Here is a 21,081-nt window from a genome sequence, read left to right on the forward strand (position 1 = left end):
ATGCCTGCACTTTGGATTGCCCACGTTACCGTAACGGACGAAGAAGCTTATAAAAAATATGCGGCAGGTGCGACTGTCGCAATTGCGGAAAACGGGGGCGAATTTATCGCCCGTGGGGGCCGTTTTGTTCAGCTGGAGGGGAAGGAACGGCCACGCAATGTGGTTGCCCGTTTCCCCGACGTGGAAACAGCAGAAAAATGCTATTACTCAGATGCTTACCAAGCGGCGCTCGCCTTTGCAAAAGATGCATCTGAACGTGAGTTGATGATCATTGAGACCACGGAGTAAGCGCATCTAGCGCTTACTCTCCATAGCTTTCACGCGGTGCTCTAGCAGCCCGTATATTCCAGACAAAAAAGGGCGCTCCGTTTCGGAGCGCCCTTTTTAATTCAACTATGTGCCCGTTAGGCAGATTTTGACATCCGCTTACGCTCATGCGGGTCAAGGTAACGCTTGCGCAGACGGATCGCGTTTGGCGTCACTTCCACCAGCTCATCGTCGTCGATGTAAGCAATCGCTTCTTCAAGGCTCAGCGTGATTGGCGTGGTCAAACGAACCGCTTCATCCGTACCAGAGGCACGTACGTTGGTCAGCTGTTTACCTTTCAACGGGTTCACTTCCAGATCGTTCTCACGGCTGTGTTCACCAATGATCATACCTTGATACACATCTGTCTGTGCGCCAAGGAAGAACTTACCACGGTCTTCCAGCTTCCAAAGAGCGAAGGAAACAGTAACACCGTTTTCCATGGAGATCAGAACGCCAGCGCGACGGCCTGGGATCTTACCTTTGTGCGGTGCCCAGCTGTGGAATACGCGGTTGATAACGCCTGTGCCGCGTGTGTCGGTCAGGAATTCACCGTGATAACCGATAAGGCCACGTGAAGGAACATGTGCGATGATGCGGGTCTTGCCAGCACCGGCAGGGCGCATTTCGACAAGTTCGCCTTTACGCACGCCTGTGATCTTTTCGATCACTGCGCCGGAGTATTCGTCATCCACGTCGATTGTGGCTTCTTCGATGGGTTCATGACGCACACCGTCGATGTCCTGAAACAGAACCTGTGGGCGCGAGATAGAAAGCTCAAAACCTTCGCGGCGCATGTTCTCAATCAGAACACCCATCTGCAATTCGCCACGGCCAGCAACTTCGAATGAATCGCCTGTTGGGCTATCAGTCACTTTGATCGCAACGTTGGATTCTGCTTCTTTCATCAGACGGTCACGAATAACGCGCGACTGTACTTTTTTACCATCACGGCCAGCAAGCGGGCTGTCGTTGATGCCGAAAGTCACGGTGATCGTTGGCGGATCGATTGGCTGTGCCGGAATTGCGTCGACCACTGATGTATCTGACAGTGTGTCAGCAACGGTTGCTTTGGACATACCGGCAATTGACACGATGTCGCCTGCTTCGGCTAGTTCAATGGCTGTTTGATCCAAGCCGCGGAATGCCAGAATTTTGGTGGCGCGGAAGTTTTCGATCAATGTGCCGTCACGTGACATGGCTTTGATCGCCTGACCTGCTTTCAATGTGCCCGATTCGACACGGCCTGTCAGCAGACGGCCCAAGAACGGATCGCCGCCCAAGGTTGTTGCCAGCATGGTGAATGGCTTGTCGTTGTCTGCGATTTGCTTTGGAGCAGGGACGTGCTTGAGAACCAGTTCAAACAAAGCGCTCAGGTCTTTGCGTGGGCCGTCCAGTTCCATGTCGGCCCAGCCAGAGCGGCCCGATGCGTACATGTGCGGGAAATCAAGTTGCTCGTCGGTGGCGTCGAGGCTTGCGAATAGGTCAAAGCACTCATCCAGCGCACGATCAGGTTCGCCGTCGGATTTATCAACTTTGTTGATAACCACGATAGGACGCAGGCCCAGCTTAAGGGCTTTTGACGTTACGAATTTGGTCTGTGGCATTGGACCTTCGGCCGCATCTACCAGCAGAACAACACCGTCAACCATGGACAGGATACGTTCAACTTCGCCACCAAAGTCAGCGTGACCAGGCGTGTCAACGATGTTGATACGTGTGCCTTTCCACTCGACCGATGTTGGCTTGGCAAAAATCGTGATGCCGCGCTCGCGCTCCAGATCGTTGCTGTCCATAGCGCGCTCGGTTGTCGCTTGGTTCTCACGGTAGGTGCCGGATTGTTTCAGAAGTTCGTCCACCAGCGTCGTCTTGCCGTGGTCAACGTGTGCGATAATCGCGATGTTGCGCAGATCCATTTGGAATACCTTGTCTCAGGGGATTGAGCCGCCTCTACCGTGCATCCGCAGCAAAGGCCAGAAAAAAACCACTATAATGTCTGTTTGGGGCGTTTCCGCCGCTTTAGTGTGGTGAGGATGTCGAAAATAGGTGAATGACTGCGATCCCTCCGATAATCAGGAGCAGCCCAATAATGGCGGCAAAATCCAGTTTTTGACCAAAGACAACCCAGCCAATGGTCGCAATCAGGACGATGCCCAGCCCGCTCCATAACGCGTAAACCACACCTACAGGTAAGGTGCGCAAGGTCATGGACAGCAGATAGAAGGACACAGCATAGGCAACCACCACCACAATGGACGGGCCAATCCGAGAGAATTGTTGGCTGGCTTGCAATGCGGTTGTACCGATGGTTTCGGCCAAGACGGCCAACGCAAGGATCAGATAGACAGGCATAGAGCAGGGGCTTTCAGTGGGGCAATGGGGCGCACCATAGCGGCAGAACGTAACAGTTGATCGTTACTTCTGATCGTAGGTGCGGAAATAGACAAGGGCCGCAAATTTTGCAGCCCTTGTTTGGTCATGCGAACTGAGTGCTAACCCTCCAAGGCTTTGCTCAAGTTCTGGTCAACCTTTTCTAGGAAACCCATTGTGGTCAACCAACCTTGGTCAGGGCCAACCAGCAACGCGAGGTCTTTGGTCATGTGCCCGGCTTCGACCGTATCCACGAGAACCTTCTCCAACGTCTCGGCAAAGCTGGTGAGGGCGGCGTTGCCATCTAGTTTGCCGCGATGCTTGAGCCCGCCTGTCCATGCGTAGATGGACGCGATGGAGTTGGTCGACGTCTCTTCGCTCTTTTGGTGCTGGCGGTAGTGGCGCGTTACGGTGCCGTGCGCGGCTTCTGCCTCTACCGTCTGGCCATCGGGGGTCATCAAAACCGAAGTCATCAACCCAAGTGAGCCAAAGCCCTGCGCCACTGTGTCGGACTGTACATCACCGTCATAGTTTTTGCAGGCCCATACATAGCCGCCGTTCCATTTCATCGCGCAGGCAACCATATCGTCGATCAAGCGATGCTCATATGTGATGCCCGCTTCTTTGAACTTATCTGCAAACTCGGCGTCGAACGTTTGTTGAAAAAGTTCAAGGAACCTACCGTCATATTGTTTTAGGATGGTGTTTTTTGTTGAAAGATATACAGGCCATCCCATGTTCAAGCCATAGTTAAGCGAAGCGCGGGCGAAGTCTATGATGGATTTGTCAAGGTTGTACATGGCCATAACCACGCCGGAATCAGGTGCATCAAACACCTCACGCTCAATCACTGTACCGTCTTCGCCGACGAATTTGAGGGATAGCTTACCCGCACTTGGGAATTTGAAATCGGTTGCGCGGTATTGGTCTCCATAGGCATGGCGGCCCACTACAATCGGCTTGGTCCACCCCGGCACAAGGCGCGGAACGTTTTTGCAGATGATCGGCTGGCGAAAAATCACACCGCCCAAAATGTTGCGGATTGTCCCGTTGGGCGAACGCCACATTTCTTTCAGGCCAAACTCTTCGACACGCGCTTCATCGGGCGTGATGGTCGCACATTTGACGCCGACGCCGTATTTCTTGATCGCTTCTGCGGCATCGATTGTAATTTGGTCATTTGTGTCATCGCGGGCCTCAATGCCCAAATCATAATACTTCAGATCGATATCAAGGTAAGGCAGGATCAGCTTTTTCTTGATAAAGTCCCAGATGATGCGGGTCATTTCGTCCCCGTCGAGTTCGACAACAGGGTTTTCTACCTTGATCTTGGACATGGGGATTCCTTTGAGGAGGGGTTTCGCGCGGATCATAGCGCGAATCCGTTAACAAAGGAAGTCGGTATACGATTGCATACCGTTGAGGGTTAGGATTTATCACGCGCCGTAAAGAAGGCCGAGATTTTACTGCGTGCAAACTCCCATAGGGTAGGTGCGCCGATGGCGATTTTGCTACCAACGCGCTCGGCAATCATTTCCTGAGTGACGTTATAATCAATCCAGCTACCGCCGCCCGATTGCAGATTTTGCATGGGGGGCTGAAAGCGATCCAGCGATTTCGCGAATTGCGCTGTTGGCGTTTTAGCACTCTCAAACTCTTCCCATACCTCGCGAAGGTCGTCCCTTAAGTCATTGGGTAGAAGTCCAAAAATCCTATCCGCTGCCGCTGCCTCATCTGTTTGCATGGCTTGCGTATCATGGCTGCCAAAGATGGGATTATCGCCAGCGTCTATCTCAACAAGATCATGTAGGATCAGCATCTTCACAACGCGCATGATGTCTACGTCTGGGCCTGCCTGATCCGCAAGAACCAGCGCATAAAGCGTCAGATGCCAGCTATGCTCAGCAGAGTTTTCATAACGTGAATTGTCACAAAGTGTCGTCGCACGGACAACTGACTTGAGCTTATCCGCCTCGTTTAAAAAGGCGATTTGTTGCTCAAGTCGGTCTGTCATGTGTTGTCTTCTCTGAACTTTTTAAGTTTGGCCGCAAGGAAGGCGCGACCTTTTAATTCAGACATTCGGGTTCTGATGGCTGTCAGGAATGCTTCTTCAAGCGTCTGTGAGGACGCTCCCAAAACATCGCCAACTTCCATAAAAAGCCGATCCTCGCCAGTTTCGGCCTGAACAGCAAGGCATTCTTCTGCCAAGTCGTTGGCCATGCGGATGACTGCATCGTCTGCCATTAGCGTGTGTTCTCGGTCAGGCGGCGGCGGACATAATCAGTGGTGGAATTGATCATTGTGTCCATATGCGGTTCTTCAAAGAAGTGGCCAGCGCCATCAATTTCCTGATGAGTGATCGTGATGCCTTTTTGCTCATGCAGCTTGTTGACCAGATTTACCGTATCGGCAGGCGGTGCCACGCGGTCACCGGTGCCGTTGATCACCAAACCAGATGCAGGGCAGGGCGCTAAGAAGCTGAAATCATACATATTTGCAGGAGGCGCGACCGAGATGAAGCCAGTGATTTCAGGACGACGCATCAACAATTGCATGCCGATCCATGCGCCGAATGAGAAACCTGCAACCCAGCAATGCTTGGAGTTGTTGTTCATCGACTGCAGGTAATCGAGGGCGGATGCCGCATCTGACAATTCGCCGATGCCTTGATCATATTCGCCTTGCGAACGACCGACGCCGCGGAAGTTGAACCGCAAAACGGTAAAGCCCATTTTGTAGAAAGCGTAATGCAGGTTGTAGACAACCTTGTGATTCATTGTGCCGCCAAACTGTGGGTGCGGGTGCAACACGATCGCAATTGGCGCGTCGCGCTCTTTTTGCGGGTGATAGCGGCCCTCTAGGCGACCTTCGGGTCCGGGAAAAATGACCTCGGGCATGGCTGTACTCTCTTCCAGTTTCAAAAGTGCCGATGTATTCTTGACGAAATAGCTGGGGCACTTTAGAACAATTCTAACATTTGAATCCACAGATGCGGACCGCGTTCAACGGATGTAGGCATTTCAGCCGCCCACGTCAAACAAAAGCCTGACTTCGTGAGGGGGGTATTATGAAACTATCCACAAAAGGGCGTTACGCAATGGTCGCTTTGGCCGATATTGCGCTACAGCCCGAAGGCAAACTTGTATCGCTTGGCGATATCGCTGAACGACAGCAGGTGTCCTTGCCTTATTTGGAGCAATTGTTCGTCAAGCTGCGCCGCGCCGAATTGGTGGCATCGGTTCGCGGACCGGGTGGTGGATATCGCTTGGCGCGGCCTGCCTCTGATATTCGTGTGGTTGATATTCTGTCTGCCGTCGATGAATCTGTGGATGCGATGCACAAAGGGGCAGGTGCCTCTGGTGGGGCATCAGGCAGCCGCGCGCAATCGCTGACCAATCGTCTGTGGCAGGGATTGTCTGCGCATGTTTATGTGTTCTTGCACCAGACACGCCTGTCTGACGTGGTTGAAAACCAGATGACCCCTTGTCCTGCTGTGCCAAACCTTTTTGCCATTGTGGATGAGTGAACCAATGGCGCGTACCTATCTGGATCATAACGCGACAACGCCCCTTAGGGCGCAGGCGCGCGTAGCGATGATCGCTGCTATGGATGTGATGGGGAACCCGTCGTCTGTGCATGCCGAAGGGCGTGCCGCCAAGATGATGATTGAACGTGCCCGTACGCAAGTTGCAGAGCTAGTAGGCTGTAAACCCCAGCAAGTGGTCTTCACCTCCAGTGCGACCGAGGCCGCAGCGTTGGCCGTCGCGCAAAAGGCGCGGCATGGCGGTACATTTGCTGCCCTTCCAACAGAACACGATTGTTTGGGCGTCTGGAGCGAGCATGAGATTGCAGGCCAGCAAGACCGCGATGGTGCTGCTGTTGTGCCTTCTGCGGCATTGTCGGGATTGGTGGCCATCTCTGCCGCCAATAGCGAAACTGGCATCATGCGCCCGAACGCCAAAGTAGCGGGCAGTGGCGCGGGTTACTCCACAATTTGTGATATCACCCAAGTCGCGGGCAAAGTGCCGATTATCTATGAGGATATTACCCCTTCTTACGCGATCCTGTCTGCGCATAAATTGGGCGGTCCCAAAGGCATAGCTGCCTTAATTAACTTTACCGCGGATGATCCAGCGCCGATGCTGCGTGGCGGTGGGCAAGAAATGAACCGCCGATCCGGTACGGAAAACACCGTTGGCATCGCTGGATTCGGCGCGGCTGCGCAGGCTGCTGGCGATGACGTTGCGGCAGGCAAGTGGGAAGAAGTGGCCTACTTTAGAAATATTCTAGAAACAGCTATTGCGGATGCGTCAGAACAGACTATTTTTGTCGGAAATGAAATGCCGCGTTTGCCGAACACGTCTTGCATCCTCACCCCGGGTTGGAAGGGCGAGACGCAAGTGATGCAAATGGATTTGGCGGGCTTTGCCATTTCGGCAGGGTCGGCCTGTTCTAGCGGCAAGGTAAAGGCCAGCAAGGTATTGCTCGCCATGGGATATGACGAGACTGAGGCCGCAAATGCGATACGTGTATCGCTGGGCCTTGAGACAACAAATGATGATGTGCTGCGCTTTGTTGAAGCGTGGACAGCGAAATTCGAGAAACACCAGAAGCGGGCGGCCTAACGCCTGCGAGCTGAGAGGAAGATGAGATGGACACAGTGGTAGATAGCGGCGTCAAAGACGGTGTGGATCAGGAAACCGTTGATGCGGTACGCGAAGTTGGTGGTGCATATAAACACGGCTGGTCCACAGATATTGAGATGGATTATGCGCCTTTGGGTCTGAACGAGGACATCGTCAAACTGATCTCTTCCAAGAACGAAGAGCCAGAATGGATGACCGAATGGCGCTTGGGCGCCTATGCCCGCTGGCAGAAAATGCGCGAGCCGGATTGGGCGATGGTTGATTACCCTGAAATCAACTTTCAAAACCAATATTACTATGCGCGCCCTAAAAGCATGGCGGTCAAGCCAAAGTCTCTGGACGATGTGGACCCCAAGTTGCTGGAAACCTACAAAAAGCTGGGTATCCCGTTGAAAGAGCAAGCCATTCTGGCTGGTGTTGAAGGCGCCGAAGAAATGTCTGACGCGCCGCGCAAAGTGGCTGTGGATGCTGTGTTTGATTCCGTTTCTGTTGGTACAACCTTCCAAGACGAACTGAAAAAGGCTGGCGTGATCTTTTGCTCGATTTCTGAGGCGATCCGCGAACACCCTGAGCTGGTCAAGAAGTACCTCGGTTCCGTTGTGCCTGTGCAAGATAACTTCTACGCGACATTGAACTCGGCTGTCTTTTCTGACGGGTCATTTGTCTATGTGCCACCAGGCGTGCGCTGCCCGATGGAGCTGTCCACTTATTTCCGTATCAACGCCGAAAATACGGGCCAGTTTGAACGCACGCTGATCATTGCCGACAAAGGCAGCTATGTTTCCTATCTGGAAGGCTGTACCGCGCCGCAACGTGATGAAAGCCAGCTGCACGCAGCTGTTGTTGAGATCATCATCGAAGAAGATGCCGAGGTGAAGTATTCCACCGTTCAAAACTGGTATCCGGGTGATGAAAACGGCAAAGGCGGGATCTATAACTTTGTAACCAAACGCGCCGATTGTCGTGGTGACCGTGCCAAAGTGATGTGGACACAGGTTGAAACGGGGTCTGCTGTCACGTGGAAATACCCGTCCTGCATCTTGCGTGGTGATGACAGCCAAGGCGAATTCTATTCCATCGCCATCGCCAACAACATGCAGCAGGCCGATACAGGCACCAAGATGGTGCATTTGGGCAAACGCACAAAATCGCGCATCGTTTCCAAAGGCATCAGCGCGGGCAAGGCGCAAAACACCTATCGTGGTTTGGTCTCTATGCACCCCAAAGCGAAAGAAAGCCGTAACTACACGCAATGCGACAGCTTGCTGATCGGTGATAAATGCGGCGCGCACACGGTACCATATATCGAGGTGAAAAATAACTCGTCTCGGGTAGAGCATGAAGCGACCACATCCAAGGTCGACGATGAGCAACTGTTTTACTGCCGCTCACGTGGGATGGATGAAGAAGAGGCCGTCGCATTGGTGGTGAACGGGTTCTGTAAAGACGTCCTGCAGGCACTGCCAATGGAATTTGCTATGGAAGCACAGGCACTTGTGGCCATTTCCTTAGAGGGTTCTGTAGGCTGATGTTAAAGCTTCTAAAAGAAACAGGCATCGCGGCGGTTCTCTATTTCGCGCTCAGTTGGGCCTTCGGTCTTGGGATCGAAGAAGGTGACAGCTGGCCGGAGGCCGCGATGGCGGCTGCCATGTTTGCGGTGCTCTATTTCATTTTGGGATTGGCTTTACGTTGGTTCAAGAAGCGAAAGTCATGATTGTGACTGCACTGCATTTGGCCGAAGGTCTGCGTTAAATTGGGAACGAATGAGATGACAGGTTCAGCTACAAATGAGCCCATCAAACTCCATTGGTGGCGTGGCGTTCCTAACTTTGGGGACGCTATCAACCCTTTGATTGTTGGGCATGTTTCCGGCACGAAAGTTGAATTTGCGGGGCCGCAAGCCGCGAATTTATTCGCCATCGGGTCTATGCTGCAAGTGGTCAAGCGGTCACGCAAAGGCATGGCTGAGGGGCAACCACAGATTGGCGTTTGGGGCACGGGGACTTTACATCCTGTAACGGGTCTCGACTTTCTGCAAAAGGTCGATATCCATTTGCTGCGCGGCCCGATTACTGCCGCTCTGTTAAAGATCAAGATGCGGCGCTTTGGTGATCCGGGGCTGTTGATTGACAGCGTTCTGCCGTTTGACGGCGCGCAGAGTGACCGTATCGGAATTGTGCCGCACCACAGTCAGATGGATGACCCCGCGATGCTGGCTTTTGCCACGTCGGACCCCGCGTTCATGTTGATTGATCCACGTGATACGCCAGAATCCGTCTGCCATCAGATTGCGTCTTGCGCGCGCATTCTGTCGTCTTCGCTCCATGGGTTGATCATGGCAGATGCTTACGGTGTGCCAAACCGCTGGATTGATCCCGGTAAACAAGGCTGGCTCAAGTACCATGATTATGCGGCCTCTATTGGACGTGTTGATATGTCGTTCCCTCTGACAATCGACGAGGCATCCAAGGCCGCATTCAAAGACATCACTTATCAAGACGGGATCGCAGCTGCACGTGAAGCGTTACATGCCACCTTCCCTGAACACCTGAAAACAAGCGCAACGCGTTTATAAATTTTGCGCTCTGCGCAAACCAAAAGATTGAACAAAGGAAGACACAATGCTGAGCATCAAAAACCTCCAAGTGAAATTGGAAGACGAAGACAAGCAAATCCTCAAAGGTGTAGACCTTGAAGTAGAAGCAGGCAAAGTGCATGCGATCATGGGGCCAAACGGCTCTGGCAAGTCCACGCTGTCCTACGTGCTGTCCGGTAAAGGCGGCTATGAAGTAACGGGCGGTTCGGCTACTTTGGGTGATATTGATCTGCTGGACATGGAGCCAGAAGAGCGTGCTGCGGCGGGCCTTTTCCTTGCGTTTCAATACCCCGTTGAAATCCCGGGTGTGGGCAACATGACCTTCCTGCGGACGGCTGTGAACGCACAGCGCAAAGCACGCGGCGAAGAAGAGATGTCTGCGGCAGAGTTCCTCAAAGTGGTGCGTGCCAAGGCAAAAGACCTCAAGATTGATGCGGAAATGCTGAAGCGCCCCGTCAACATGGGCTTCTCCGGTGGGGAGAAAAAGCGTAACGAGATCCTTCAAATGGCGATGCTTGAGCCAAAAATGTGTATCCTCGACGAGACGGATTCAGGTTTGGACGTCGATGCGATGAAACTGGTTGCAGAAGGCGTGAACGCTCTGCGCACAGAGGGCCGCGGCTTTCTTGTGATCACCCACTACCAACGCCTGTTGGACCACATTAAACCCGATGTCGTGCACATCATGGCGAATGGCCGTATCGTGAAAACAGGCGGCCCAGAGCTGGCGCTGGAAGTTGAAAACAACGGCTACGCAGACATCCTTGCCGAGGTGGCATAATGGCGGATGCAGCATTAAAAACCGACACGACAGAGGCGATGATTGCATCTCTGTCGATGCCTACGGCGACATGGGCGCAACCCGCACGTGAAGATGCTTTGACACGTTTGCGGAGCATGGGCTTGCCCGAGCGCCGTGATGAATACTGGAAATTCACCCGTCCGGATACGCTGACGCAAGTCGCCGCTCCCAAAGCGACTGCTCTGGCGGATGATGATGCACCGATGTTTGACGGGGTAGACCGTCTGCGCATTGTCTTTGTGGATGGTGTGTTTGATGCAGAGGCGTCCGATGACCTGAGACTGGAGGGCATTACAATTGAACGTCTTGCCGCGGCGGATAGTGACCTTCACTGGGCCAAAGGCGTCTACGGCGTATTGGAAGCCAATGGTCAAACCCCAGTGGCACGACCTTTGGCAGCCTTAAACACGGCCTTTGCTACGGATGGTGTTTTGATCCATGTTACAGGCAAGCCAAGCAAGCCAGTAAATGTGATTTATATCCATAAATCAGATACTTCCGATGTGATCTTGCATAGCTGCATCAAGATGGATGCCGGCGCCGAGATGACGCTTTTGGAGAACGGTGCTGCGGCGGCGCGGTTCAATCATGTGCTTGAAGTTGAGATCGCTGATGGCGCCTCGTTCCATCACATCCGTTCGCAAGGGCGCGACCATGAACGCCGTGCGGCAACGCATATTTTTACCCGTTTGGGGGCTGAATCTGCGTTCCGTTCCTTTACGATGACAATGAACGGACAATTGACGCGCAATGATTGCGTGATCGAACTGACAGGCGATGACGCGATTGCCCATGTGGCAGGTGCCTGTGTCGGTGATGGTGACTTTCACCACGACGACACGATTTTCATCACTCATGATGCTGTGAACTGTAACAGCCGTCAGGTGTTCAAAAAGGTGCTGCGTAACGGAGCTGTTGGCGTATTCCAAGGCAAAATCCTTGTAAAAGCGGGCGCGCAAAAGACGGATGGTTACCAAATCAGCCAGTCTTTGCTGCTGGACGGTGACAGCCAGTTCCTTGCCAAGCCCGAGCTTGAAATCTATGCGGATGATGTGGCCTGTAGCCACGGGTCGACATCTGGCGCGATTGATGAGGACGCGTTGTTTTATCTGCGCTCGCGCGGTGTGTCCGAAGTTGAGGCGACAAACCTTCTGACACTGGCGTTCTTGGCCGAAGCTGTAGATGAAATTGCGCATGAAGACCTGCGCGAAGACATGACAGCAAGGCTGGGCGCTTGGCTGACGCGGCGTCGAGGCTAAGATGTCGCTCACGCAGGATATTTTAGCCACCTACAAGGGGCCGGGGCGCGTGTTTGCGCGCTTTTTGGGGCAGGGTCGCAACGAAGTACGCACCTTGCTGTTTGTCCTCATTGCAGGGCTGTTGATGTTCGTCGCGTGGGCGCCGTTTCAGGCCCGTGAGGCACAGATAAACCCTGATGCGGTGCCTTTGCAGGCCCGCATGTATTGGAGCGCTTTTTTCTTCATCTTTATGATGCCGTTGCTGGTTTATGTATTTGCGGCACTTGTCACGGGTTTGGCACGTGTCGCCCGCAGGCAGATAACGGGATATGAAATTCGCTTTACACTTGTATGGGCGCTGCTCGCCGCTACGCCTGTAACATTGTTGATGGGGCTCACAGCAGCATTTGTTGGTGCTGGTATCCAGTTGCAAATAATCGGTTTTATCTGGTTGGCGGTGTTTGGCTGGTTCTGGGTGTCGGGGCTTTTGCGTGCGGACGGTACACAGTCATGATCAACACGGAAGCTCTTAAAGATCTTGCGCTAGAGACAGTCCAAGATCCGCGCAGTGCTGCACGCAAGATCATGTCTTTTAACCTAAGCCGTGATGTGCTGTGGAGCGGGCTGATCCTTTCGGGCGTCGCTAATAGCATTATCTTTAGCCTGTCTTTGCTCACCACCGACACAACGATGTTGCCAGCTTTGTTCCGCAACCCTTTGATGTTCTTTGCTTTAATCACAGGTCTGTTGGTTTTGACGGTGCATGCCTTTTACTGGACTGGGCGTGCATTGGGTGGTCAGGGCAGCTTTGGTGATCTGCTAGCTCTGTTGGTTTGGCTACAAGCGTTGCGTGCGGTTGCGCAGGCGGTCATGTTTGTTTTCCTTTTGATCTCGCCACTGCTGGGACAGTTGTTCTCGATGATGGTTGGCGTTTTAGGACTTTGGATTACGGTGAACTTTGTTGCAGAAGCACTTCGTTTTCCACGATTATTACATGCGTTTGGTGTGCTGGTACTAGCGGCTGTCGGCATGGTTTTTGGTCTGGCTGTTTTGATTGGCCTGATCGGCATTGCGGCTTTGGGAGTACCTGCAAGTGTATGATATTAAATCAATCCGTAGCGATTTTCCAATCCTGTCGCGTGAAGTAAACGGTAAGCCGCTGGTTTACCTCGATAACGGTGCGTCGGCGCAAAAACCACAGGTTGTGATTGATGCGATAACTAATGCCTACGGTCATGAATATGCAAATGTTCACCGTGGGTTACACTATCTTTCTAATCTTGCGACTGACAAATATGAGGCGGTGCGCGGCAAGGTCGCGCGCTTTTTGAATGCGGGATCAGAAGATGAAATTATCTTTAATTCCGGCACCACCGAAGCCATCAATATGGTCGCCTACAGTTGGGCGATGCCGCGTATGCAAGCAGGCGACGAGATCATTCTGAGTGTGATGGAGCATCACGCGAACATCGTGCCATGGCATTTCTTGCGTGAACGTATGGGGGTGGTGATCAAATGGGTTGATGTAGATCAGACTGGCGCACTGGACCCACAGGCAGTTATTGATGCGATCACGCCGCGTACTAAACTGATTGCAATTACCCATATGTCCAATGTGTTAGGGTCTGTTATTGATGTGAAATCAATCACGTCTGCGGCCCACGCGAAGGGTGTGCCCGTGTTGGTTGATGGATCACAGGCTGCGGTACATATGCCTGTGGATGTGCAAGACATCGGCTGTGATTTCTACTGTGTGACGGGCCACAAGCTGTACGGGCCATCAGGCTCTGGCGCTATTTACGTCAAAGCAGACCGGATGGCCGAAATGCGCCCCTTTATCGGTGGTGGGGATATGATCCGTGAGGTCACCAAAGAGGGTGTGATCTATAACGACGCTCCGATGAAGTTTGAAGCAGGCACACCCGGTATCGTGCAAACCATCGGTCTGGGTGTGGCGCTGGATTACATGACTTCGGTTGGCATCGAAAATATCGCCGCGCATGAGGCTACTTTGCGCGATTATGCTGCCGAAAGATTGGCGGGATTGAACTGGATTCAGGTGCAAGGCACCACGCCGAACAAAGGTGCGATTTTTAGTTTCACCATGGACGGCGCGGCACATCCCCATGATATTTCAACGATTCTGGATAAAAAGGGTGTCGCCGTGCGCGCGGGGCAACATTGTACAGGTCCTTTAATGGCCCATCTGGGCCTAAACGCCACCTGCCGTGCTTCATTTGCGATGTATAACACCACAGATGAGGTCGATAAGTTGATCGAGGCGCTAGAACTTGCGCATGATCTTTTCGCGTGACGGCTTTTTGAATTGCAGGGGCGGGTTGTGCATACTATACCGCCCTTACGGACCCATAGCTCAGCTGGATAGAGCGCTGCCCTCCGAAGGCAGAGGTCGCTGGTTCGAATCCAGCTGGGTTCACCATTTTCCATTTAAATCAATGTGATGCACAGTGAACCTCATGGCTTAGGTATGCGCATCCGCGTGTACTAAATTGAATCGATGGGGGATTCCCTCCTCTCAAGTCAAATGTGCTGCACAGCAAAAAGGGCAACGTAATACGCTGCCCTTTGTCATTTTTGCGAAAGCGAAATCTTAGCCGCGGCGGCGGCCACCGGTGCGTCCTGCGCGGCCACGGCCTTCTTGCCCTGCTTTGGGTGCAACTTTGTTAAATTTAATCCAGTCACCCCCATGCGGATCGCGGTCAAACAGGAAGTTGGCAGCGCGGATTGCTTCCATTTCCTTACCTGGACGCGGCAAGGTTGATCCCATGCCAAACAATTTCACCAGCGCTTCATCATCCATGTCTTCGGGTAATACCAACCCAAGCGCGGCCAGTTCGGCCCGTTTTTCAGCCACTTTGGCGGCGCTGACGGGCAGGGCGATCGGGTTCATGATGGCCGATGTCATACCCGCACCCATAGCCATGGGCAGGAAGGCATTGTTGATGCCGTGACGGTTGGGCAGACCAAAGCTGATGTTTGAGGCACCGCAGGTGGTGTTCACACCCAATTCTTCGCGCAGACGGCGGACCAGTGTAAACACCTGATGGCCTGCTGTGGCCATCGCACCAATTGGCATCACCAGTGGGTCAACCACGATGTCATAAGCAGGAATGCCAAAATCGGCTGCACGCTCGACAATTTTCTTGGCGACAGCAAAGCGGACGTCGGGGTCTTCGGAAATACCTGTATCGTCGTTAGAGATCGCAACCACCGGGACATTGTATTTCTTAACCAGCGGCAGCACCAGTTCCAGCCGTTCTTCCTCACCTGTGACCGAGTTCAACAGCGGGCGGCCCTCGGCTGCTTCCAGACCATTTTCCAAGGCACCCGGAACCGAGCTGTCAATGCAAATGGGGCAATCGGTGACGGCTTGGACACGTTTGATCATTTCGGGCATCAGCATCGGCTCGACAAAGTTATTGTCGGCATAACGCGGGTCTTCGGCCATTTTATTTGAGAAAACAGCACCCGAGTTCACGTCAAGGATATTGGCGCCCGCAGCGGCCTGTGCGATGGCGTCGGCTTCGACACGGCTAAAATCACCGCGCTCCAGCTCGGCGGCAAGGATCTTGCGGCCAGTGGGGTTGATCCGTTCACCGATGACGCAGAACGGCTGGTCAAAGCCGATGATCGCGGTTTTGGTTTTGGATTCGACGATGGTTCTGGTCATGTTTTGTGATCCTTCAGGATGATTTTGCAGGCACGGCGGATGCGCCGCCATTGGTTTGTGCCCATATCGCGTTGGTTTTGATCCCTCCAAGCGGGAAAAAATGAACATTTGTAATGTTGAAATCGGGGTTTGCGGCCTTGTGCGCGGCCAGTTCGGACACAACCTCTGTAGGTTCATACGGAAGCAGCAGCTTGGTCACATCCATAGCCCTTTTTTGCAGCACTTTCAACGAAGGGCCAACACCGCAAGCGATGGCGAATTTGATCAGAGTTTGCAGCTTGGCAGGGCCGGCGATGCCGATGTGCACAGGGATCGTGATGCCCGCATCACGCAGGCTGTCGGCCCATGTGATGATCGGTTTGGCATCAAAAGCGAATTGGGTCGCTATGGCCATTTTGGCATCGGTGCGGGTTTGGAAGTCGTTTTTCCAACGCAAGGCCGCATCCACGTTTTCAGTGCCTTGCGCGTCGATGTCACGGTTGCCTTCGGGATGGCCAGCCACATGGAGGCGCGTGAAACCTGCTTGGTCAAACAGGCCTGTTTCCATCAGTTGCATGCTATCGCTGAAATCGCCGACAGGTGCTTTAACACCGCCCGCCAGCAGCAACGCGTGTTTCACGTCAGCTTCGCCTTGATAACGGGCAATCCAATCGGCCAATGTGGCGCGGTCTTTAATGATGCGGGCGGGGAAATGTGGCATAACGCAAAACCCGTCTGCTGCCAGCCGCGCGGCTGTTGCGACCATGTCTTCTATCGGCGTGCCATCAATATGGGCGACATAGACGCGGGTGCCTTTGGGCAGCAACTCACGGAAATCGTCAACTTTTTCGGCTGTGCGCGGCATCACTTCGACGGAAAAATCTTGTAAGAAACTCTCAATAACAGGGTTCACCTCAACGGGAGGGACATCTGTCTTTTTCCGGAAGTTCAGCAGCGCCATAGTTATGTTCCTTATGGGGGCAAAAAGGGGGGCGTTAGGCCCAACCGTCATTAGCAATGAGCGCTTTAATGCGGTCACGGTCATATTCTGCATCAATGCGGGCGGCTTCGGCATCGGCGGCGGCGGCATCTGTACCCTCAACGGTTACAGGTGCGGCCTTGCGCCATTCGGCCAGATAAGCATCAGTATCGCCAGCACCGACTTTCATCGCTGCACGGTCAATGGCCTGTTCAAACCGTTCTGGAAGAATGCGTTTTTCTGCGCGGCGGCCTTTGCCGACGATCACTTGCGCAGGAATATCCCGCCAATAGACAATAACCACCTCAGCCATTCACGTATCCTCCGTCGCACATGTGCGTTTACCTTTCCTAGCGGATGCGCCGCAGTGCCCGACTGCTGTTTTCGACAATTACGCCACCATCCGCGACCTTTGGTAACGGATTGCAGCACGAACAGCGAGGGCGCGGGACCATCATTCGCTGCATGATGATGGTGAGTTTGATAGGAATGGTCTGTGATTGATGTCTGCTGGTCCTTGCGCCAGAGCCGCGCAAGACGTATCAGTGGGGTAACTCGTAATGAAAGGCGCATCCCATGGCGCCAAAGCGCTCCAAAGGTGCGGGTGCGCTCGAACAACGTAAATCGACGGTTCTGAGCCCCGCGCCAGTTTCGTCCAGATCGAACGACCTATATGCGGCCCTTGATCTGGGCACAAATAGCTGTCGCATGTTAATCGCCCAGCCCAAGGGCGGTGGTTTTCATGTGGTGGATAGTTTCTCAAAGTCCGTCCAACTGGGCGCAGGGCTTGAGAAAACCGGGCGTTTATCGCGCGGATCAATGTCGCGCACCATACAGGCATTGCGTATCTGTCAGCAAAAACTCCGCCGGAACAAAGTCAAACGCATGCGCCTTGTCGCAACAGAAGCCTGCCGCCGTGCAACCAACGGGGCAGAGTTTATGCGCCGTGTGACACGCGAAACAGGATTACGGCTGGAAATCATTACGCCAGAACACGAGGCGCAGCTTGCTGTGATATCTTGTGCGCCGCTGGTCAGCCCGAAAACGGAAAACCTGTTGGTTGTGGACATCGGTGGCGGCTCTACCGAGTTGGTATGGATCGACATATCTGGTGTGCCGCCGCGTGATCGTGCACAGTCCATCATGCGCCTGCATAATGGGTTTGTGCAGGCCGTGACGGATATTCCTGCGGCACGGGTGGTGGATTGGATTTCCGTACCTCTTGGGGTGGCGACTTTGCGAGATCAATTTTCGGATGTCGAAGACGACGCGGCGCGGTTTGCCCTGATGAGCTGGTTTTTTGAGGAAAACCTGACAGATTTCACGCCTTACCAATCAACCCAACCACAAGAGCGGTTTCAGATTGTCGGCACCTCGGGTACGGTGACCACAGTCGCTGCCAGCCATTTGGGGTTGCGGCGCTATGACCGCACCAAAGTGGACGGAATGAGCATGACAACTCTTCAAATTGACAAGGTAATCCACAAATACCTGTCAATGGGGCCAGAGGGCAGACGCACGGATCCTTGCATCGGGCAGGACCGTTCGGCGTTGATCATGTCGGGGGCGGCTATTTTACAGGCGCTGATGCGCTGCTGGCCCACGGACCGCCTCAGTGTTGCTGATCGCGGTTTACGCGAAGGTCTATTATACGCACAAATGAGCGCGGACGGCGTGCTCGAAGAAGGAACATTCTGATGGGCAAGACGCCAACAGGTAAGAACACATCAGGGCGCGGTCAGCGCGATCTGAAGGTAAAAGTAAAATCAGCACGAGGGCGTACAACCAGCTCAACCCGTTGGTTGCAGCGGCAGCTGAACGACCCTTACGTAAAACGCGCCAAGGCCGAAGGCTATCGCGGGCGTGCGGCGTTCAAGATCATGGAGCTTGATGATAAATACCGCTTCCTTGTCCCCGGTGCGCGGATCGTCGATCTGGGGGCCGCTCCTGGCGGGTGGTGTCAGGTTGCGGTAAAACGCTCGAACATTTTGGGTGAAAAAAGCGGCAAGGCTGTCGGGACCATTCTTGCGATCGATTTGCAAGAAATGGAGCCGATTGCCGGCTGTGAAATTCACCAGCTTGATTTCATGGAAGATGACGCTGATCTGATCGTCAAGGGATGGTTGGGTGGCAATGCAGATGTGGTGATGTCCGATATGGCTGCGGCATCTTCGGGGCACAAACAAACCGACCACAACCGCATTATCGCCTTGTGTGAGGCCGCTGCCTATTTCGCCTTTGATGTGCTGGAAGAAGGCGGCACATTTGTTGCCAAAGTTCTGGCGGGGGGCGCAGAGGGGCAATTGCAGCAACTGCTCAAGAAGCGCTTTCGCAAAGTGGCGAATTTCAAGCCGCCTTCAAGCCGTCAGGACAGCTCTGAAAAGTTCGTTGTGGCGACTGGGTTTAAAGCTGGTTTGGATGATGATGCTGACGAAGAGGCTGGTCGGACCTACAGCGAAGACCCTCGTGAGTTCAAACAAGAATAACTGCGGTTCATGGCGATGACGGATACAACCTTTCCAAGTGTAAAGCACAGCCATCGGCGTGCCGATTTCGGGGTTCACATTTTCGGCCTGTTGTTGATCGTTTTAGGCGGCTCGGCATTGTTGTTGAAGATTTCTGCTACTGCTGAACCCAAGCTACTGCTTGCGGTGGTGATCTATGTGCTGGCTGCTTTGGCCTCCAGCTTTGCTTCTATCGCCTATCACTTCGGGCCTTGGCACAGCCAGAGAGTGCTGTTGCGCCGCATTGATCATGCTGCCATTTATCCCAGTATTACAGGTACTTTCACGCCATTCTTTGTGTTGGCCGACACCGGCTGGACACTGTTCCTGCTTTGGGTGTGCTGGGCGCTGACTGCTGTGGCCGTCTGGAACAAGATCACCAACCCGACTGTCCAGTCGCGTTGGTCTACTGCATCCTACCTTGGTTTGGGGGCAATCGGGCTGTGTGCGCTGCCGGACATGACCGAAGTTCCTGTCACAACGCTGTGGTGCATCATCGCAGGCGCTGTGTGTTATGTCATTGGCACAGTTTTTTACGCCCGCAGAACCATGCCATTTCGCTATTCGATCTGGCACCTGTGGGTGAACTTTGGCGGAATCGCGATGTTCGTAGGAATATGGATTGCTTTGTCTTGATCCAAGTCTGTGGATCAAAGCCGAATAACGTATTCCTTGGTGGTTGTTTCCACGACTTCCCATGTGCCGCTAAATCCGGGGCGAATGACAAAGCTGTCGCCCGCGCGTACTTCTGAGGTATCGCCGCCATCTTCGGAAATGATCGAATGCCCCTCGAGGATATGGCAGTATTCCCATTCGTCGTATTGGATTTTCCATTTGCCCGGCGTGGAGCGCCATGTCCCGCAATAAAGGCCATCGACATCTTCGATGTTCCAAGTTGTGAACTCCGGATCACCAGAGATAAGCTTGTCTGCAGAAGGCCGTTCAACTTCGGCGTTTTCTGTTGCGGTGATGCGTTGAAAGGACTTGGTCATCTTGGCTTCCATTCTGAAGGGGCGGGTATTCATATCACGTATAGGCTCAATGTTTGATACACTAACGCGGGATCAATGAAAGTGTCACGGTTCATAATCTGATCAGAGGCTGATCGTGAAGATAAACAGCCTAAATTCAGGTATCCTCAACAGGTTGCAGCTTTGTCAGGCCATCAGGCAACATATCGGCGATGTAGATGTTGCCCAGATGATCACATGTCACGCCATGGCCATAGGTTGCAAAGGTGCGACAACGGCCAATCAGCTTGCCTTGCAGATCATAGGCTGAAAGCCGCGGTGTTTGATCTGTGACGTATAGGGTTGTTCCATCGACTTCGAGGCCCATCGGCTTGTGCAGTCCGAGGATGTTAAATTGTTGGGTGCCATCTGCGTCCAAAACCTGCATGCGGTTATTCTCGCGGTCTGCGATGGCGATGTTTCCATTTGCCAATAGGGCAACAGCATGTGGTGTGGTGAATTCCCCGTTTTCAACGCCCGCACCGCCGATGGAATGGGAAAACTCGTAGTTCGCTGAAAAAACATGGACTTGTGAATTCCCATACCCATCGGTGATCCAGAACCGTCCTTCGCTGTCTTTGGCGCAATCTGCAGGATGGTTAAACGGGCGTCCAAGGGCAGGGCGGTTGTTGCAATGCAGACGATGTATTTCGTTGAAGTCTTTATCCAGCAGCAAGACCTGATGCCCGTCTACATCTGTCACCGCCAGCATGTCAGGACCCAACGTGCGAATGCCATGCCCAAGGATAACATTTGTCAGGCTCACAGTGCGTAAGTGTTGGCCAGATAGGGATAGAACCAAAAGCTCGGGCTGCTTACGACATAGAACAACCAGAGTCTGATTGAAGACTGTGACATCAGAAATTCCGGCAAAGTCACTGCCGACGGCCCAGCCACGACCAGATCGTAAAACATGGTAAAATGTCTGTCCCAAACATACGATCTGATCGGTCATAACTG

General features: G+C 53.3%; 25 protein-coding genes and 1 tRNA gene. 15 read left to right on the forward strand and 11 right to left on the reverse strand.

What is annotated here, in order from left to right; all coding sequences use genetic code 11:
- Nucleotides 1-288: a DUF1330 domain-containing protein gene (locus GGR95_RS17050; protein ID WP_184567975.1), complete on the forward strand. Its 288-nt coding sequence runs from the start codon at nt 1-3 to the stop codon at nt 286-288.
- 116 nt (nt 289-404) lie between these two features.
- Here GGR95_RS17050 and typA read toward each other — a convergent pair whose 3' ends face one another.
- The 6 genes from typA to GGR95_RS17080 form a co-directional block, all read right to left on the reverse strand.
- Entirely contained in the window at nt 405-2,222 is a 1,818-nt protein-coding gene (gene typA / locus GGR95_RS17055; protein WP_184567977.1) for a translational GTPase TypA, read from the reverse strand.
- Between the two features lie 103 nt (nt 2,223-2,325).
- Entirely contained in the window at nt 2,326-2,658 is a 333-nt protein-coding gene (locus GGR95_RS17060) for an SMR family transporter (RefSeq protein ID WP_184567979.1), read from the reverse strand.
- Between the two features lie 140 nt (nt 2,659-2,798).
- Nucleotides 2,799-4,013 carry an NADP-dependent isocitrate dehydrogenase gene (locus GGR95_RS17065; protein ID WP_184567981.1) on the reverse strand — a complete coding sequence of 405 codons (1,215 nt, stop codon included), beginning with the start codon at nt 4,011-4,013 and terminating at the stop codon, nt 2,799-2,801.
- An 89-nt stretch (nt 4,014-4,102) separates the two neighbouring features.
- Nucleotides 4,103-4,690, reverse strand: a complete 588-nt coding sequence (locus GGR95_RS17070; protein WP_184567984.1) for an HD domain-containing protein — start codon at nt 4,688-4,690, stop codon at nt 4,103-4,105.
- Nucleotides 4,687-4,920, reverse strand: a complete 234-nt coding sequence (locus GGR95_RS17075; protein WP_184567986.1) for a hypothetical protein — start codon at nt 4,918-4,920, stop codon at nt 4,687-4,689. The genes GGR95_RS17070 and GGR95_RS17075 overlap by 4 nt, the downstream gene beginning before the upstream one ends.
- Nucleotides 4,920-5,573, reverse strand: a complete 654-nt coding sequence (locus GGR95_RS17080) for an alpha/beta hydrolase (protein ID WP_184567988.1) — start codon at nt 5,571-5,573, stop codon at nt 4,920-4,922. The genes GGR95_RS17075 and GGR95_RS17080 overlap by 1 nt, the downstream gene beginning before the upstream one ends.
- Before the next feature lie 170 nt (nt 5,574-5,743).
- Here GGR95_RS17080 and iscR point away from each other — a divergent pair, with 170 nt between their 5' ends.
- The 11 genes from iscR (at nt 5,744) to GGR95_RS17135 (ending at nt 14,398) form a co-directional block, all read left to right on the forward strand.
- A complete protein-coding gene (iscR, locus tag GGR95_RS17085; protein WP_184567990.1) occupies nt 5,744-6,202 on the forward strand; it encodes a Fe-S cluster assembly transcriptional regulator IscR in 459 nt (152 codons plus the stop codon).
- Between the two features lie 4 nt (nt 6,203-6,206).
- The gene (locus GGR95_RS17090) at nt 6,207-7,301 is read left to right on the forward strand and encodes a cysteine desulfurase family protein (protein ID WP_184568065.1); all 1,095 of its coding nucleotides are present in this window, start codon (nt 6,207-6,209) and stop codon (nt 7,299-7,301) included.
- Between the two features lie 26 nt (nt 7,302-7,327).
- Entirely contained in the window at nt 7,328-8,851 is a 1,524-nt protein-coding gene (sufB, locus tag GGR95_RS17095) for a Fe-S cluster assembly protein SufB (protein ID WP_184567992.1), read from the forward strand.
- Nucleotides 8,851-9,036 (forward strand): hypothetical protein, encoded by a 186-nt coding sequence (locus tag GGR95_RS17100; RefSeq protein WP_184567994.1) that lies wholly within the window; start codon nt 8,851-8,853, stop codon nt 9,034-9,036. Before sufB ends, GGR95_RS17100 begins: the two co-directional genes overlap by 1 nt.
- Before the next feature lie 54 nt (nt 9,037-9,090).
- A complete protein-coding gene (locus GGR95_RS17105; RefSeq protein ID WP_184567996.1) occupies nt 9,091-9,897 on the forward strand; it encodes a polysaccharide pyruvyl transferase family protein in 807 nt (268 codons plus the stop codon).
- A gap of 46 nt (nt 9,898-9,943) precedes the next feature.
- Entirely contained in the window at nt 9,944-10,699 is a 756-nt protein-coding gene (sufC, locus tag GGR95_RS17110) for a Fe-S cluster assembly ATPase SufC (protein ID WP_184567998.1), read from the forward strand.
- Nucleotides 10,699-11,979, forward strand: a complete 1,281-nt coding sequence (locus GGR95_RS17115) for a SufB/SufD family protein (protein WP_184568000.1) — start codon at nt 10,699-10,701, stop codon at nt 11,977-11,979. The genes sufC and GGR95_RS17115 overlap by 1 nt, the downstream gene beginning before the upstream one ends.
- A gap of 49 nt (nt 11,980-12,028) precedes the next feature.
- On the forward strand, nt 12,029-12,472 hold the full coding sequence (locus tag GGR95_RS17120; RefSeq protein WP_184568002.1) for a YIP1 family protein: 444 nt from the start codon (nt 12,029-12,031) through the stop codon (nt 12,470-12,472).
- A complete protein-coding gene (locus GGR95_RS17125; protein ID WP_184568004.1) occupies nt 12,469-13,059 on the forward strand; it encodes a Yip1 family protein in 591 nt (196 codons plus the stop codon). Before GGR95_RS17120 ends, GGR95_RS17125 begins: the two co-directional genes overlap by 4 nt.
- Nucleotides 13,052-14,272, forward strand: coding sequence for a SufS family cysteine desulfurase (locus tag GGR95_RS17130; RefSeq protein ID WP_184568006.1), 1,221 nt, complete (start codon nt 13,052-13,054; stop codon nt 14,270-14,272). Before GGR95_RS17125 ends, GGR95_RS17130 begins: the two co-directional genes overlap by 8 nt.
- A gap of 49 nt (nt 14,273-14,321) precedes the next feature.
- Nucleotides 14,322-14,398: transfer RNA gene (locus tag GGR95_RS17135), tRNA-Arg, on the forward strand.
- Nucleotides 14,399-14,569: 171 nt separating this feature from the next.
- Here GGR95_RS17135 and GGR95_RS17140 read toward each other — a convergent pair.
- From GGR95_RS17140 to GGR95_RS17150, 3 genes are read right to left on the reverse strand one after another with little or no spacing between them, the layout of a single operon-like run.
- Entirely contained in the window at nt 14,570-15,649 is a 1,080-nt protein-coding gene (locus tag GGR95_RS17140; RefSeq protein WP_184568008.1) for a dihydropteroate synthase, read from the reverse strand.
- A gap of 13 nt (nt 15,650-15,662) precedes the next feature.
- A complete protein-coding gene (locus tag GGR95_RS17145; RefSeq protein ID WP_184568010.1) occupies nt 15,663-16,589 on the reverse strand; it encodes a methylenetetrahydrofolate reductase in 927 nt (308 codons plus the stop codon).
- A 34-nt stretch (nt 16,590-16,623) separates the two neighbouring features.
- Nucleotides 16,624-16,920 (reverse strand): virulence factor, encoded by a 297-nt coding sequence (locus GGR95_RS17150; RefSeq protein ID WP_184568012.1) that lies wholly within the window; start codon nt 16,918-16,920, stop codon nt 16,624-16,626.
- Between the two features lie 263 nt (nt 16,921-17,183).
- Here GGR95_RS17150 and GGR95_RS17155 point away from each other — a divergent pair, with 263 nt between their 5' ends.
- The 3 genes from GGR95_RS17155 to trhA are packed head-to-tail and all read left to right on the forward strand — an operon-like array spanning nt 17,184 to nt 19,747.
- The gene (locus tag GGR95_RS17155; protein ID WP_184568014.1) at nt 17,184-18,305 is read left to right on the forward strand and encodes a Ppx/GppA phosphatase family protein; all 1,122 of its coding nucleotides are present in this window, start codon (nt 17,184-17,186) and stop codon (nt 18,303-18,305) included.
- Nucleotides 18,305-19,093 carry an RlmE family RNA methyltransferase gene (locus tag GGR95_RS17160; protein WP_184568016.1) on the forward strand — a complete coding sequence of 263 codons (789 nt, stop codon included), beginning with the start codon at nt 18,305-18,307 and terminating at the stop codon, nt 19,091-19,093. Before GGR95_RS17155 ends, GGR95_RS17160 begins: the two co-directional genes overlap by 1 nt.
- A gap of 15 nt (nt 19,094-19,108) precedes the next feature.
- The gene (gene trhA, locus GGR95_RS17165) at nt 19,109-19,747 is read left to right on the forward strand and encodes a PAQR family membrane homeostasis protein TrhA (RefSeq protein WP_184568018.1); all 639 of its coding nucleotides are present in this window, start codon (nt 19,109-19,111) and stop codon (nt 19,745-19,747) included.
- A 14-nt stretch (nt 19,748-19,761) separates the two neighbouring features.
- Here trhA and GGR95_RS17170 read toward each other — a convergent pair whose 3' ends face one another.
- Both GGR95_RS17170 and GGR95_RS17175 read right to left on the reverse strand, forming a co-directional pair.
- Nucleotides 19,762-20,103 (reverse strand): cupin domain-containing protein, encoded by a 342-nt coding sequence (locus GGR95_RS17170; RefSeq protein WP_184568020.1) that lies wholly within the window; start codon nt 20,101-20,103, stop codon nt 19,762-19,764.
- Nucleotides 20,104-20,239: 136 nt separating this feature from the next.
- Entirely contained in the window at nt 20,240-21,076 is an 837-nt protein-coding gene (locus GGR95_RS17175) for an NHL repeat-containing protein (protein WP_184568022.1), read from the reverse strand.
- Between the last annotated feature and the right edge of the window lie 5 nt (nt 21,077-21,081).

The organism is Sulfitobacter undariae (genome assembly GCF_014196805.1).
Classification (GTDB): domain Bacteria; phylum Pseudomonadota; class Alphaproteobacteria; order Rhodobacterales; family Rhodobacteraceae; genus Sulfitobacter; species Sulfitobacter undariae.